We start from the raw sequence: 13492 nt of genomic DNA, 5'->3' as shown, positions 1-13492 counted from the left end.
TCAACGCATAGGCTCTGCCTCCGCCGCCCGCCCGCCGGGCGGCCGCCTCGATCGGCAAGATCGGGGAATGAGGCTCCCGAGGGTCGATTCCGGCACCGTATGTAACGAGACCGGGACGATCTTCTGGGTACCAACAACAACATGTCATCTGTGATACTTCGGTGTGAACCTGAAGAAGTCCTGAAATGACGTCCGTACGGGGGTACCGAGACGGTGACAGCGCACGCAGAAGTGGCGCAGGTGTGGCCGCGCGACGGCCGCATCAGGATCGTCGGCGAGGTCGTTCCCGCCGAGTCTTATGCGGGGGTGTCCTGGCGGTTGCGGCTGTCCTCACGCGAACGCCGGAAAGTGAAACCCGCCATCTGGAAACGCGCCGTCGGCAAGATGCGCGCCATTGCGGGCCGCGATTCGGCCGGTAATCCCGCCGACTTCACGATCCCCGTGACCTCGGCGGGCGCGGGTTTCGAGGCCGACATCCCCCTTTCCGCGCTCATGTGCCCGGGTCCGCTGCGCTGGGAACACTGGGACCTGCACCTCGTCGGGTCCGCGAACGGTGAGAACCTCTCGCTCCGGCTGGGCAAGTACGACGACGATATGCCGGGCAAAAAGAACATCGTCACCTTTCCCATGCAGACGGTGACCATGCCGTTCCGGTTGTCGATCCGGCCCTATTTCACCGACAGCGACAGCCTCTCGATCCGGTGTCACCACAGCGGCAAGGGCGCGGAATGAAGATCACGTTTCTGGTCCTCAACGGCTACGCCATGGGCGGCACCATCCGCACGGTCTTCAACCAGGCCAACGCCCTCGTCGCGCGCGGCCACGACGTCGAGATCGGCTCCCTGCACCGGCGGCGGGACACCCCGGTCTTCCCGCTGGACGAGCGGGTCCGGCTGGTCCCGATCGTGGACGTCCGCCCGGACGCCCCGCGCGGGCCGTACGACCCGGAGGACGAGGACACCTCGTGGCATCCGTACTTCCCGGCGGGCGTCTCCCGTGAGGAGGAGTCCCGCCGCCGCGTGAGCGGGCTCATCAACTACCTGCGCGAGCCGCGGGAGGGCATCCTCGTCACCACCCGGCCGACGATCAACCTGGTCGTGGAGCGGTACGCCGACCCCGCCCTGGTCCGCGTCATCCAGGAGCACGCCCACCTCTCCACGCACAAGGGGGAGTGGCGGGAGGCCATCGACCGCGCCTACCCCTCCTTCGACGCGCTGGTCACGCTCACCGAGGACGACTTCGCGCTCTATTCCGAGGCGTTCGGCGACTCGGTGCGGCTCGCCCGCATCCCCAACGCCCTGCACTCCCTGGACGTGCCGCGCTCGGACCAGTCGCGCAAGGTCGTGGTGGCCGGCGGCCGGATGGACAAGAACAAGGGCTTCCACCTGCTGATCCAGGCGTTCGAGAAGGTCGTCGAACGGCATCCGGACTGGACGCTGCGGATCATCGGTGACGGGCCGGAGGAGGAACGCCTCCGTACGATGGTCCTGAAGCGCCACCTGTACAACCACGTCTACGTCATGGGCCCGTCCCAGCAGCTCGATCACGAACTGGCCAAGGCCTCGATCTTCGCGATGAGCTCCCGGTCCGAGGGCTTCGGCATGGTGCTGCTGGAGGCCCTCAACTGCGGCCTGGCCGTGGTGAGCTTCGACTGCCCGGTGGGTCCGCGCGAGATCCTCACCAACGAGGTCGACGGCCTGCTCGTGCCGACCGGTGACGTGGCCGCGCTGGCCGAGGGGATCACCCGCCTGATCGAGGACGAGCCGCTCCGCCAGAAGCTTCGCATGGGCGGCCTGGAGACGGCGGCGCGCTATGGCCCCGAGTCGATCACCGACCAATGGGAACGCCTCTTCACCGAACTGCTCGCCGCCAAGGGCCGTACGGATGGTTCCCCCGAATAGGGGATATCTCCGTCATTTCAATCAGAATGTCTCGTATTAAGGGTGAATTCGGTTGAGGGCGCCTGAGCACGCCGTCTCCGTTGCTAGCGTTGCCGGCATGGAAAAGCGGCCGAAAGTGACCGTCGTCATACCGGTTTTCAACTGCCGGGCCTCGCTGGGCCGCGCCCTCGACTCGGTGTTCGAGCAGTCGCTCGGCTCGGACGCCATCGAGATCATCGCGGTGGACGACGGATCCACCGACGGGAGCGGTGCCGAGCTCGACAGGCTGGCCGCCGGCCATCCGCGGTTGACGGTCCTCCACCAGGAGAACTCGGGCGGCCCCGGGGCGCCGCGCAACGTGGGCATCGAGCAGGCGACGGGGGAGTACGTCTTCTTCCTCGACGCCGACGACTACTTCGCCCCCGAGGCGCTGGAACGCCTGTGCGCCCTGGCCGACGCCAACGACTCGGACGTGGTGGCCGGCCAGTGCGTCGGCGTGAACCGCAAGCCCCCGGTCTTCCCGCATGACGTCGCGAAGACGGACCTCGCCGAGAGCCCCTTCGTCTACGACACCCTGTCACCGCTGAAGCTGTTCCGGCGTTCGCTCCTCGACAAGCACAAGCTGCGCTTCCTGGAAGGGATCCCCTCCCACGAAGACCAGCTGTTCACCGCGAAGGCCTACTTCCACGCCGCCGTGATCTCCGTGCTGGCGAGTTACGACTGCTACTACTGGGTCGACCGCGAGGACGGCACGAGCTCCCTCCAGCAGGGCGGCGCTCCGGCGGCGGCCTACTTCCCCGTGATCGCGGACGTGATGAGCCACGTGGCCGACCAGGTCGAGCCGGGGCCGTTGCGCGACCGGCTGATGTGGCGGCACTTCCGGCACGAGGTGGTCGCCCGCTTCGACAAGCGTTACCTGGCCCTCCCCGCCGCCGAGAAGGCCCTGACCAGAGACTCCGCCCGCGCGCTGGTCGAGGCCTGGTACACCGATGGAGTCGACGCCCGGTTCGGCCCGCGCGCCCGGCTGATCGCGCACTGCCTCCGCCATGGTCTCGACGACGTGCTCGACGAGGTCGTGCCCACCTGGATCGACGGCGGCCGCCCGCCCACCGTGGTCGACGGCGATCGTGCCTACATGGCCCTGCCCCGCTTCCGCGACCCTTCGGTGGGCATCCCGGACGCCTGCTACGAGATCACCGGATCGCTGGGCGTCGAGGGCAGGCTGACCGGGCTGGCCTGGCGGCCGTCCGGCCTCCAGGTCTCGGGCCGGGCGACGATCACGGGCGTCACCGAAGACCAGGAGATCACGCTCCTCCTGGAGGATCTCACGACCAAGGCGCGGCAGCGGGTCCCGGCCACCGTGACGGACGGCGGCTTCCAGGCGGAGATCGGTTTCGCCCCGGGAGCCTGGGACGTGCACGTTGAGGTGAAGGTGCAAGATCTGGCGCTCAGCCGCCGCCTCATCGCCTATGGCGAGGACGTCGAAGAGCCTTCACGGCGGCTCGTCCAGGGCGGCCTGATCGCGGCGCCAGGGCTTCAGGGCAAGTGGCGCAGCCTGACGCTGGAGGTCACCGAGGGCTCGGCGGCGAGGCTGTTGCGGATCGACCAGGTGACCTGGGGCGAAGGTTCAAGGCTGCGCATCCTGGGCCACGTGCCGAGCGCTCTGCCGCCCGGCGATCCCGTACAGGCGGGCGCGGAGATGATCCGGCGCGGCGGCGAGCAGGTGCACGAGGGCACCGCCGACGGGGTGATCACCCCCGACCGGCTGGAGGTGACCGCGGAGTTCGACCTGCACGGCTGCGCGCCCGGCATCTGGGATCCGTGGCTGGAGGTGTCCGTGGCCGGAGTCCGGCTGCGCGCCCGGCCACCGGCGCACCCCGCGCTTCCGGACGCGGCCTCCAGCGGGTTGCTCCGCCGGGCGTCCCCGTACGCCACCAAACGCGACGTGATCTCCGTGAAGATCGTGGAGACCCCCGCGATGGTGACGGCACGGCGCCTCACCCGCCGTCTCCTCCGCCGCTCGTAGCGCGGGCGGGTGCGTCAGCGAGCGTCCGGCCGCCGCTCGTAGAGGGTCAGGGTGCCGCCCTTGAAGCGGTAGCGGGCCACGCGCTTGAAGGCCTTGCGGTCGCGCAGGATCAGCGTGACCTTCGCCTGGTCGGTCGGCTCGGTCGAGGGGCCGGACGCGCTGCCCTTCCAGACGTACCAGACGCGCTGGACACCGGTCAGGCGGCGGGCCAGCTCGGCCGGCGGCACCTCCTGGCCGTCGATCGTGCCGGTCCGGGCCCCGGGCCTGGCCAGGGCGATGTCGTTCAGCTCCTCGTAGGCGTCGGGGTAGGCGTTCATGACGCGGCGGAACACGAGGTGGCTGAAGACGATCGCGTCACCCGGGCGCTCGTTCTGCTTGAGGAACACGCTCAGCTGGCGCATGTCATCGGCGCGGGAGTCCGGCTCGCGGACCTTCAGCTGGGTGGGGATCGTCGCCCCGGCGATCGCGATCACGGCGATGCCCGCGATCCAGGCGGGGAGGCGCCGCAGCGCGAGACCGATCATCAGGGCCACGGCCGGCACGCAGAAGAGCACGTAGCGGAAGACGTAGTTCGGGACGAGCACCGACGTGCCCAGGAGGATGGCGGGCGGCAGGAACAGCCATGCCGCCCCCGCCCAGCGCGGATCGACGGGACCGGCCCGCCGGACGGGCCGGACGAGGGCCAGCAGCACCAGCGCCAGCACCGGAACGATCGACCAGCTGGAGCCCGACAACATCTCCAGCAGGAACTCGATCGCCTTCTGGTCGGGAGCCGGGATCCACTCGACCTGGAGCTTGCGCTGGGGCAGGGCCTCCAGGAGCAGCGGGACGACGGCCAGCAGTGCCGACGCGACGGCGACCGCCCAGCGGCGCAGCAGGAGCCGGACGCGTTCGTGCGCGGTGGTCACCATGACCGCGTGGGCGGGCAGCAGGAGCAGATAGAAGACCTGCAGCCAGCCGAGCACCGCGACCGAGACGGCATAGCCGGCGAACCATCTCCGGTCCCCCTTCTCGGCGGCCCGGACGAGCAGATACGTGCTCACCACCGCCAGCGCGGTCGCCAGCGCGTACTGGCGGGCCTCCTGCGCGTAGCGGGAGATCGCCGGTGAGACCGCCACCAGAACGCCCGCGACCAGGCCCACCCGCGCGTCGGCGAGCCTGGCGCCGAGCAGGGCGGTCATCCCGGCTGCGACGGCCGCGGCCATGACCGATGGAGCGCGCATAGCGATCTCGCCAGGGCCGAAGAGCGTCACGACCGGATGCATCAGGAGGTAGTAGAGCCCGTGCACCGCGTCGATGTGTCCCATGAGCCGGACGATCTCGGCAGGCGAGCGTTCCGCCACGCCGATGGTGACCGTCTCGTCGCGCCAGAAGGCCGGCCCGTCGAGCCGCCACGAGGTCACCAGCACGGCGATGACCATCGGAAGGATGGGAACGAGCCAGGATCGGGGCATCTCCTGGACTGTGCGCATGGGCTTGGCCAAAGAAGTATCCGTGGTCACACATCCCCCGATGTCCATGGAGATCGAAATACTACCGCCGGGAACGACGAAATCCAGGTCGGGCAGAGTTGTCCAGGTAAACCGGTGTGACGGATCGGGCGTCACCTTACTGAAGCACCATGTTCGTGGCCGGAGTTCCGCTCCGGCCCGGATATGCTGCTCGATATGGTCGCGCCTGTCGGCGCGCGTGATGCCCTTTTACATGTTCACGGAGCCGGGTTGAATGACGGTGCCACTACGGTGGGTGCTGACAGAGGGCGACTGTTCAGGATCGTGCGTGGTGGAGGCCGCTTCCTCCTCGCCCATACGCTATTCCTGATCGTCCTCGGCGGGTCGATCGCGGTTCGCCGGATCGTGATGACCGGCTATCCCTCCCCGCTGTGGTTCGGGGATTCGCCCACCTATCTCGACGGGGCTTTGAAGTTCGAGCCCGCGCAGCTGCGTCCCAGCGGCTATTCGGTCTTCCTGTGGCTTCTCAAGCCGTTCCACAGCTTTTCCGTCGTCCTGACCGTGCAGCACGCCCTGGGTGTGCTGACGGGCGTCATGGTCTACGCGCTGGTGTGGCGGGGGATCCGGGCCGGGTGGCCGCGGTGGTGGCTGTGGGTGCCGGGCGTCATCGCGACGCTCGTGACCGTCCCGGTGCTGTACGACGCGTACCAGATCGAGCTCGAGCACCTGCTGATGTCGGACGGCCTCTTCACCTTCCTGCTGGTCGCCGGGATCACGGTGGTGATGTGGCGCCGGCGCATGAGCTGGTGGATGGGCGCGCTGGCCGGGCTGCTGCTGGCGTTCTCCGCGCTGGTGCGGTCCATCGGCCTGCCCCTGCTGCTGGTCGTCCTGCTGTGCATGCTGTTCCGGCGTTCGGGCTGGCGCGCCATCGTGGCCACCGTCGTGACGGCGGCGATCCCGTTCGTCCTCTACATGTCGTGGTTCCAGGACGTGCACGGCAAGTTCGCGCTGACGACCACCGACAAGGTGTGGCTGTACGGCCGGACGGTCGACTTCGCCGACTGCTCCATCATCAAGCCCCGGCCCGAGGTGGCGATCTTCTGCCGCGACGGGCTGCCGCGCGACCCCGCGGTGGCGCCCGCCTTCCAGGCCCTCTGGGGCTGGAACTCCGGCTTCAAGCAGCTGCCCGACAAGATGTACAACCCGGACGCCAACAAGCTCGCGGGCGAGTTCGCCATGGCCGCCATCACCAAGCAGCCCGGCGACTACGTGGCCGTCATCTGGCGCGACACGATGCGCTCGTTCGAGTGGGACCGCACCTACTACCCCACCCGCGGCACGGTCGAGCAGTACGAGTTCCCCGTGGGCGCCTCCCTGACGACGTGGCAGGCCCTGTACGCCTACCCGTACGGCGGCGAGACCACCGATCCCAGGGTCGTCGAACCGCAGGCCAAGTGGGTGCGGGACTACCAGGACCACTACTTCGTGCGCGGGCCCTACCTGGGCGCCCTGATGGCCATAGGTCTCCTCGGCGTCCTCGCCCGGGTCCGCCGTGTGGGCGGCGACGTCCTGCTGCCCTTCGGCGCCTCTCTCGCACTGCTCGTGGTCCCGGCGGCGACCGCCGACTTCGACTACCGCTACATCCTCCCGGCGATCCCCTTCGCCGCCCTGGCCGCGGGCCTGACCCTGGCCCGCCGCCCCCGTCCCGCTGTGGCTCCGCCCGAGCCCGTCTCCCTCGTCAAGCCGGTTTCACTCGTCAAGCGCGTCTCCCTCATCAAGCCCAAGCCTGAGCCGCAGGAGGACGCGCCCCTCGTAACACCGGGGACCGACGCCGACCCCGAGGCTGACGACGGCGCCGACGATGAGACTGACGAGGACGAACGCGCGGACGCGGAGCCGAGCAAGCAGAACGCCGAGGCCTAGAGTCTGCCTCCAAGGGCCTTGACCACCGCGCGAGCGCGTTACCTGGCCGGTGGAGCAATGCCGAAGGCGAGCTTCACCGGACAGATCGCGAAGCGATGTCGCGCTCGCCTGATTCCGGTTAGGGGTGAGCCGCCAGGCGAGCCCCGTGGGCCGGGATTTAGAAACACAGCGCCTCGTCCCACTGGGGGACGAGGCGCTCTGTTGCGAGATCGTCGGGTCAGACGCTGTCGGCGCCTGTCAGTGTGGGCTGGTGGTGTCCGGGAAATCCGGCACGCAGCTCCTCGACCTGCTGCTCCAGCGTGGCGAGGGTGCGGTTGTAGTCGCGGCTGGAGAGCCAGAACTTGTAGATGATGAAGAGCTCGAAGGCCAGCATGCCCGCGCCGGCCAGCGCGGACACCGGGATGATCGCGCCGGAGATCACGGCGGCGACCACCGGGGCGACGATGAAGACGCCCATCTGGAACTCGATGCCGCTGATCAGGTGCGGGCGGATCCGGGTGCGGGTCAGCACGTTGCGGATCCGGGCGTACCAGGGGAACTGCTCGTTGAAGCCCTGCTGGAGGATCGCGGCGGGGGTCGGCTGGTCGCCGACGACCTGGTCCTCCAGGTCGGCCTCGGGGTCGGGGCTCAGCAGCCGGTCGATCGGGTCGATGACCGGGGCGTCCTCGCCGTTGGCGCGCTTGCGGGCCAGTTCGAGGAGCTGGGCCTCCTCCTGGAGGCGGCGGAGCTGGGCGCGCATCTGGGAGCGGACCTTGTAGATCTCCAGGGCGTCCATGTAGCGGAGCATGTCCAGGAAGACGACGCCGAGCGCGGCCCAGATGTAGGCGACGTTGCCGGTGGCCGCGTACTGGCCGCCCATCAGGGCGATCGCGCAGACCAGGACGCGGATGCGGTCGAAGATGTAGTCGAGCCAGGCGCCGAAGACCGAGCCGGTGCCCTTCAGCCGGGCGATCTTGCCGTCCATGCAGTCGAGCGTGAACGACAGGTGGTAGAGCAGCGCACCGAGGAGCAGGTAGGGCCAGGAGGCCATGGCGAAGCTCGCGCCCGCGCCGAGGCCCACGATCAGCGCGCCGACGGTGAGCTGGTTGGGCGTGATGTTGGTGCGGTTCGCGGTGAAGCGGACCAGGCGCGCGGCGGGCGGGTCGACCAGCAGCACCGTCCACCATGCGTCACGCGCTTTGTACGTTCGTTCATGAACGTCATCGAGCGTGAAATTCGACATGGAGAGCTGTCCTTTCATCGCGGATAGATGAGGCTTCCCCTGCACCGCACGGGCGGAACCCCAAGATCATCGCTGTTCATGGTCAGCGTCGTCCCGGGAATCACCGGCTGAGAGGTAAAGATGTTACCTGGCCGCACCGGCGAGGCGGCCGATGTGACCGACTCGTCACCGGCCGTGACCGAGCAGCCGGTCGACGACGCGGGCGGCGGCGTGGCCGTCGTCGTTGGCGCAGTACTTCTCGCGGAACGTCCGGTAGGCCTCCGCGTGCTGGGCGGCGACCGTGTCGAGAGACCGGAGGGCCTCCACGACCTGGTCGTTCTCACGCAGCAGCGGGCCGGGGGCCTCGGTCGTCAGGTCGAAATAGGTGCCGCGGAGCTCGTCCTGGTAGAAGTCGAGGTCCGGGGTGAAGAAGAGGATCGGCCGGCCGGTGGCGGCATAGTCGAACATCACCGAGGAGTAGTCGGTGATGACGACGTCGGCGACCAGGTAGAGCTCGTTGATGTCCGGGTAGCGGGTGACGTCGATGACCTCGGTGCCGATGCCGACGGTGCGGTCGGCGACCATGTGGTGCTGCCGGACGAGCACGGTGTAGTCGTCGCCGAGCGCGTTCGCGACGAGGGTCGTGTCGAGGGCGAGCTCGGCCTGCCTGCCGCCGGTGAGCCAGATGTCCTCGCGCCACGTCGGCACGTACAGCACGGTGCGCCGGCCCGCCGGGATGCCGAGGCGGTCGCGGACGGCCTGGGCCCGCGCCTCCCGGTCGGCGCCGAAGAGCATGTCGTTGCGCGGGTAGCCGGTCTCCAGCACCTCGCCCTCGTACCGGAACGCCCGCCGGAACATCTCGGTGACGTGCGGCGCGGGAGAGATCAGGTAGTCCCAGAGCGGGACGTCCTCCTGGAACCGGCTGAGCTTGGTGGTGCCGCTGGCGATGCGCCCGTTCTGCACCAGGTCGTAGCCGATGTGCTTGTACGGGGTGCCGTGCCACGTCTGCAGGTAGGTCTGGCCGGGACGCTTGGCGTAGCCCTGCATCTGCAGGACGTTGTTGACGACGAAGCGGGCCGACCCGACGAGGTCGTAGTACTCGCGGCTGCCGCGCTGCACGATCCGGGCGTCGCCCGGGACGTGGAACTGCCCGTCGGCGGTCGCCCACACCAGCTCGAATCCGAGGTCGCGCCGCTGCATCTCCTCGTAGATGGCCTGCGGGTTGCAGGAGTACTGGCGGGCGAAGTAGCTCTCGAACACCACCAGGTCGCGGAACGGCGCGGTGCTCGTGGGGGAGAAGTACTTCTGCTGCATGGCGCGCTGGTTGTACTGGCCGCGTTCCTCGTCGGAGAGCGCGGTGCGGATCCACAGGTGCAGCAGCTCGCCGCGGTGCGTGGTGAGCTGGAGCTCGTGCAGCCCGACGAAGCGCGGCTCGGGCAGCCGGTCGCGGCCGGCCCGGTCCATGGCGACGCTGACCTCGTCGCCGCCGGCGCCGGGCGCGTAGAGGTCCCAGCGGCCGCTGGGCAGCGGCAGGAAGCCGTGCGCGGTCTCGCGGTGGGCGCTGAGGAGCGCCGTGAAGTAGGAGCCGTCCCAGCCGAGCGGGATCTCGTGCGAGTCGTTGCTGCGGCGCCGGCGCAGGATGAGCCGGTCGGGCCGGGTCCCCTCCTCGGCGTACGAGCCGGTGAGCCGGACGGTGTCGCCGTCGAGCCAGTCGACGTCGGTCACGACCAGGCGGGGCGTGCGCTCGACGAGGGTCAGGTTGCCGTACTTGGTGGCGATGACGTCGTACTCGTGGCCGGCGACGTGCCCGCGCACGTCCATCAGGTCGGCCGACACCGCGAGCCGGAGCTTGGCGCGCCCCTTCGACCGCATCGACACGTCCCACTCGATGGAGTCGATCGAGGCGGTGGCGTCGCCGGCGCCGGTCTCGGCCGCGAGCTCGGTGAGATCGATGGTGGAGCCGAACTCGACGCGGCCCCCGGGACCCTCGCCGGTGCGGGTGACCGGACGGCGCACCGTGGTCATGCCCTGCCGGAACGCGATCTCCAGATGCCCGTCGTCGACGAACGCGGCGTCCTCGCGCCGGACCCAGCCGCTGAGGTGGACCAGCGGCCCCTCGACGGTCACCTCGGTGACCTGGTTGCGGACCGGCTGCACGCCGATCACGAGGTCGCGGTTGGCGTACTTGGGCTTGACCATGCGGCCCGACTCGACCAGCCGCGCCTTGGGCCACCAGCCCATGCCCTTGGGCCCGGAGAGCGGGCCGCGCCGCTTGACGCCGTGCGTGGTGACGGTGACGAAGACGTGCCGGTTGCCGCCGCCGGTGCCCAGCTTGGCCGGGTCGATCTCGACCACGAACCCCGCCCAGTCGAGGCAGGCGGTGGCCTGCCCGCTGCCGGCGGTGACGTCCGGCCGGCGGACGCGCGTCACGGTGGGCCGCAGGACCTTGGGGATCAGCCGGAACACCCGGCCGCGGATCTCCAACTCGATCTGCGAGTCGGCCTGCGCGGGCGCGTCCAGCCGCTTGATGTAGGCGTGGCCCTCGATGCGCAGCCGGCCCTGGTGCCAGCCGACCTCGTCGATGCCGGTCTTGAGCTCCAGCTCCTCGCCGAGCTCGTAGAGGTCGTCGGGGAAGCGCGGGTCGCCGAGGAACGGGTAGTCGCCGTACCACTTGCCGGGGTGGCCGTCCCGCTGGATCGCGCTGTTGCGCATCGGGTCGCTCTTGGAGAACGAGACGATCTCCAGCAGCTCGGCCGACAGCCGCTGCCGGACCGCGTGGAACTTCAGCCGGTCGATGGCGGGCAGTTCGGCGTAGAGCTTGGGGTCGACGGTGTCGAGGAAGTCGTTGACGAGGTCGAAGAACGTCTCGCGGTAGACGTCGTCGCCCTGGTCGAACACGTTGACGTAGATGCGGATGTCGTCGGACAGCGCGAACCCGTCGTAGGCGTCCTTGAGCTCGGGCGCGTGCTCCTTCAGGAAGGCGGCCGCCGCGCGGACCGAGCGCATGCGGTCTTCGAAGTTGCCGGGCTCGGTGCGGCGCTGGGTGATCGACCTGGCGCCGGTCTCGCGGATGCGCCAGTGGTAGACGACCTCGCGCAGCACGTCGACCTTGCCCGCGAGGACGTGGGCGGGCACGGTCGCAGGGGCGTCCTCGTAGAGGCCGGGCGGGAACTTGAAGTCGTGGGCGTCCCAGAACGACTTGCGGAAGACCTTGTTCCACGCGGTGCGGTCGCGCAGGAGCTCGGGGAACTCCCGGACGTGGGTGGCCTTCCGGTCGATCGGGAAGATCTTCTCGTGCATCGCCGACAGCTGCAGCCCGTTCGCCCCGAACCGGCGCACCCCGCCGCAGGCGATGTCGGACCCGGTCTCCTCCAGCGAGGACACCATCAGGTCGTAGGCGTAGCGGGGAATGATGTCGTCGCTGTCGGCGAAGGCGAGGTACTTGCCGGCGGAGTGCGGCACGCCCGCGTTGCGCGCCGGGCCGAGGCCCTGGTTCTCCTGCTGGACGAGCCGGAAACGGCTGTCCTTGGCGGCGAAGTCCTTGGCGATGGCCGCGCTGCCGTCGGTGGAACCGTCGTCCACCATGACGACCTCGAGATCGCGGAGCGTCTGCCGGGCCAGTGACTCGAGACAGGGCTCGAGGTACAGCTCGACGTTGTAGAACGGCACAACGACGCTCAGCAGCGGTGACACGGTTCTCCTCGGTGTGCGCCGGCGGGGGACGGGCGCTCAGTACGACTGGCGGTCTGGCACGGCCGGCTGTCCTGCCGATGTGGAAGGGTATCCGGCCTGTTCGTGACTGGTCGTGGTTTCGATCTTACTGCCCGTTGTGGGCGCCGATGAAGCATCGCCGGACCCGCCGCGCGACCTGCGGCGCGACTTGCCGCCGGGACGCCTGAGCGGGGTGAAGGCCCAGGTCATCTTGGGTTCGAGGGCCCAGCTCATACAGCGCACGACGGGCGGGCTGCACAGGAACGTGCCCACCACCAGGGCTCCGGCGATCACGACCAGCACGCCGGGGGTGGTGGCCATCCAGTCAAGCTTCCACCAGCCGGCGAAGCTCAGCAACCGCGTCACGAAGCCGTGCAGCAGGTAGGCGTAGAGCGTCGCGGCGCCGAGCGAGGTGAACCACATCCGGCGGCGCGGCACGACCGTCAGGAACGCGAACAGCAGCACGGTCGCGCAGGCGAACATCGCCAGCCGCATCATGCTGCCGGTCACGTTGTCGACGTTGAAGTGCGAGTGCGGGTCGCGCCAGTAGACCCAGCCCTTGGACATCCGGTCCATGGCCAGGTACGCGGCGGCGAGCCCCAGACCCAGCACGGCGAATCCGGCGTACCGGGCCTTCGGCTTCTTGATGAGCTCGAAGTGCTCGGGCTTGAGCATCAGGCCGAGCACGTAGAACGGCAGCAGCCCGATGACGCGGTGGATGTTGAACGTGCCGCCGAGCTCGCTCATGTACGACAGCAGGGAGAAGCCCATGGCCACCGCGAGCGGCCAGCGGATCTGCTGCCAGACCGGCGTGGACAGCCGCCACAGGAAGAGCGCGCACAGGAACCAGGTCAGGTAGTACGGCTTGAGCAGGCTGATCTCCAGCTCGTTGCGCCCGACCAGCCAGTCGTAGGTGGAGTAGGCGAACTCGAACACCACGTACGGCACGCCCACGTTCGTGATCAGCTTGCGCGCCTTGCCGCCGGCGAACGTCCAGTTCCGCGAGAAGTAGCCGGTGATCACGATGAACAGCGGCATGTGGAACATGTAGATGAACAGGTACAGGCCCTTGGCCAGCGGGACGTGCATCAGCCCCGCGATGGAGTGGCCGACCACGACCAGCAGGATCGCCAGGAACTTGGCGTTGTCGAAGAACGGGTCGCGTTCCTTGCGCGGGGGCGCGGCGGCGGGTTCGCCGCCGGCCTGCGCGGCCGCGATCCCGTCGGCCTGCGTGCCGGAGTCGCCGGCGGCCTTCGAGGCCGGGCCGGCGGAGGGGCTGGCGGTGTACGTCATTGATTTC

The 13492-nt window shown here is 69.2% G+C and carries 8 protein-coding genes; 4 read left to right on the top strand and 4 right to left on the bottom strand.

Annotated features, from left to right (window positions below; genetic code table 11):
* Window positions 1-213 precede the first annotated feature (213 nt).
* The 3 genes from ACGFNU_RS25055 (at window position 214) to ACGFNU_RS25045 (ending at window position 3906) form a co-directional block, all read left to right on the top strand.
* Window positions 214-732 (top strand): hypothetical protein, encoded by a 519-nt coding sequence (locus ACGFNU_RS25055; protein WP_392597259.1) that lies wholly within the window; start codon window positions 214-216, stop codon window positions 730-732.
* Window positions 729-1901: a glycosyltransferase family 4 protein gene (locus ACGFNU_RS25050; RefSeq protein ID WP_392597257.1), complete on the top strand. Its 1173-nt coding sequence runs from the start codon at window positions 729-731 to the stop codon at window positions 1899-1901. The genes ACGFNU_RS25055 and ACGFNU_RS25050 overlap by 4 nt, the downstream gene beginning before the upstream one ends.
* Before the next feature lie 97 nt (window positions 1902-1998).
* Window positions 1999-3906: a glycosyltransferase family 2 protein gene (locus ACGFNU_RS25045; RefSeq protein WP_392597255.1), complete on the top strand. Its 1908-nt coding sequence runs from the start codon at window positions 1999-2001 to the stop codon at window positions 3904-3906.
* A gap of 14 nt (window positions 3907-3920) precedes the next feature.
* Here the strand turns inward: ACGFNU_RS25045 and ACGFNU_RS25040 are convergent, their stop codons facing one another.
* Complete coding sequence (locus ACGFNU_RS25040) at window positions 3921-5360, bottom strand: glycosyltransferase family 39 protein (RefSeq protein WP_392597254.1); 1440 nt, start codon at window positions 5358-5360, stop codon at window positions 3921-3923.
* Window positions 5361-5681: 321 nt separating this feature from the next.
* On the opposite strand from ACGFNU_RS25040, the gene ACGFNU_RS25035 reads away from it, so the two are divergent.
* The gene (locus tag ACGFNU_RS25035) at window positions 5682-7280 is read left to right on the top strand and encodes a hypothetical protein (protein WP_392597253.1); all 1599 of its coding nucleotides are present in this window, start codon (window positions 5682-5684) and stop codon (window positions 7278-7280) included.
* Between the two features lie 217 nt (window positions 7281-7497).
* Here ACGFNU_RS25035 and ACGFNU_RS25030 read toward each other — a convergent pair whose 3' ends face one another.
* From ACGFNU_RS25030 to ACGFNU_RS25020, 3 genes are all read right to left on the bottom strand, one after another.
* A complete protein-coding gene (locus ACGFNU_RS25030) occupies window positions 7498-8502 on the bottom strand; it encodes a CDP-alcohol phosphatidyltransferase family protein (RefSeq protein ID WP_392597251.1) in 1005 nt (334 codons plus the stop codon).
* Window positions 8503-8667: 165 nt separating this feature from the next.
* A complete protein-coding gene (locus ACGFNU_RS25025) occupies window positions 8668-12174 on the bottom strand; it encodes a CDP-glycerol glycerophosphotransferase family protein (RefSeq protein WP_392597249.1) in 3507 nt (1168 codons plus the stop codon).
* A 36-nt stretch (window positions 12175-12210) separates the two neighbouring features.
* Window positions 12211-13485: an acyltransferase family protein gene (locus ACGFNU_RS25020; RefSeq protein ID WP_392597247.1), complete on the bottom strand. Its 1275-nt coding sequence runs from the start codon at window positions 13483-13485 to the stop codon at window positions 12211-12213.
* Window positions 13486-13492: the final 7 nt, after the last annotated feature.

The sequence above is a fragment of the Spirillospora sp. NPDC048911 genome, from assembly GCF_043198015.1.
GTDB lineage: Bacteria > Actinomycetota > Actinomycetes > Streptosporangiales > Streptosporangiaceae > Spirillospora.
Note: the sequence above shows the minus strand (reverse complement) of the source record. Positions and strands in the feature narration are given on the sequence as shown.

Bases quoted from the DNA above. Each gene is read 5' to 3' on its own strand.
- ACGFNU_RS25045 (WP_392597255.1), top strand. From the start codon at position 1,999: ATGGAAAAGCGGCCGAAAGTGACCGTCGTCATACCGGTTTTCAACTGC.
- ACGFNU_RS25030 (WP_392597251.1), bottom strand. From the start codon at position 8,502: ATGTCGAATTTCACGCTCGATGACGTTCATGAACGAACGTACAAAGCG.
- ACGFNU_RS25050 (WP_392597257.1), top strand. From the start codon at position 729: ATGAAGATCACGTTTCTGGTCCTCAACGGCTACGCCATGGGCGGCACC.
- ACGFNU_RS25040 (WP_392597254.1), bottom strand. From the start codon at position 5,360: ATGCCCCGATCCTGGCTCGTTCCCATCCTTCCGATGGTCATCGCCGTG.
- ACGFNU_RS25020 (WP_392597247.1), bottom strand. From the start codon at position 13,485: ATGACGTACACCGCCAGCCCCTCCGCCGGCCCGGCCTCGAAGGCCGCC.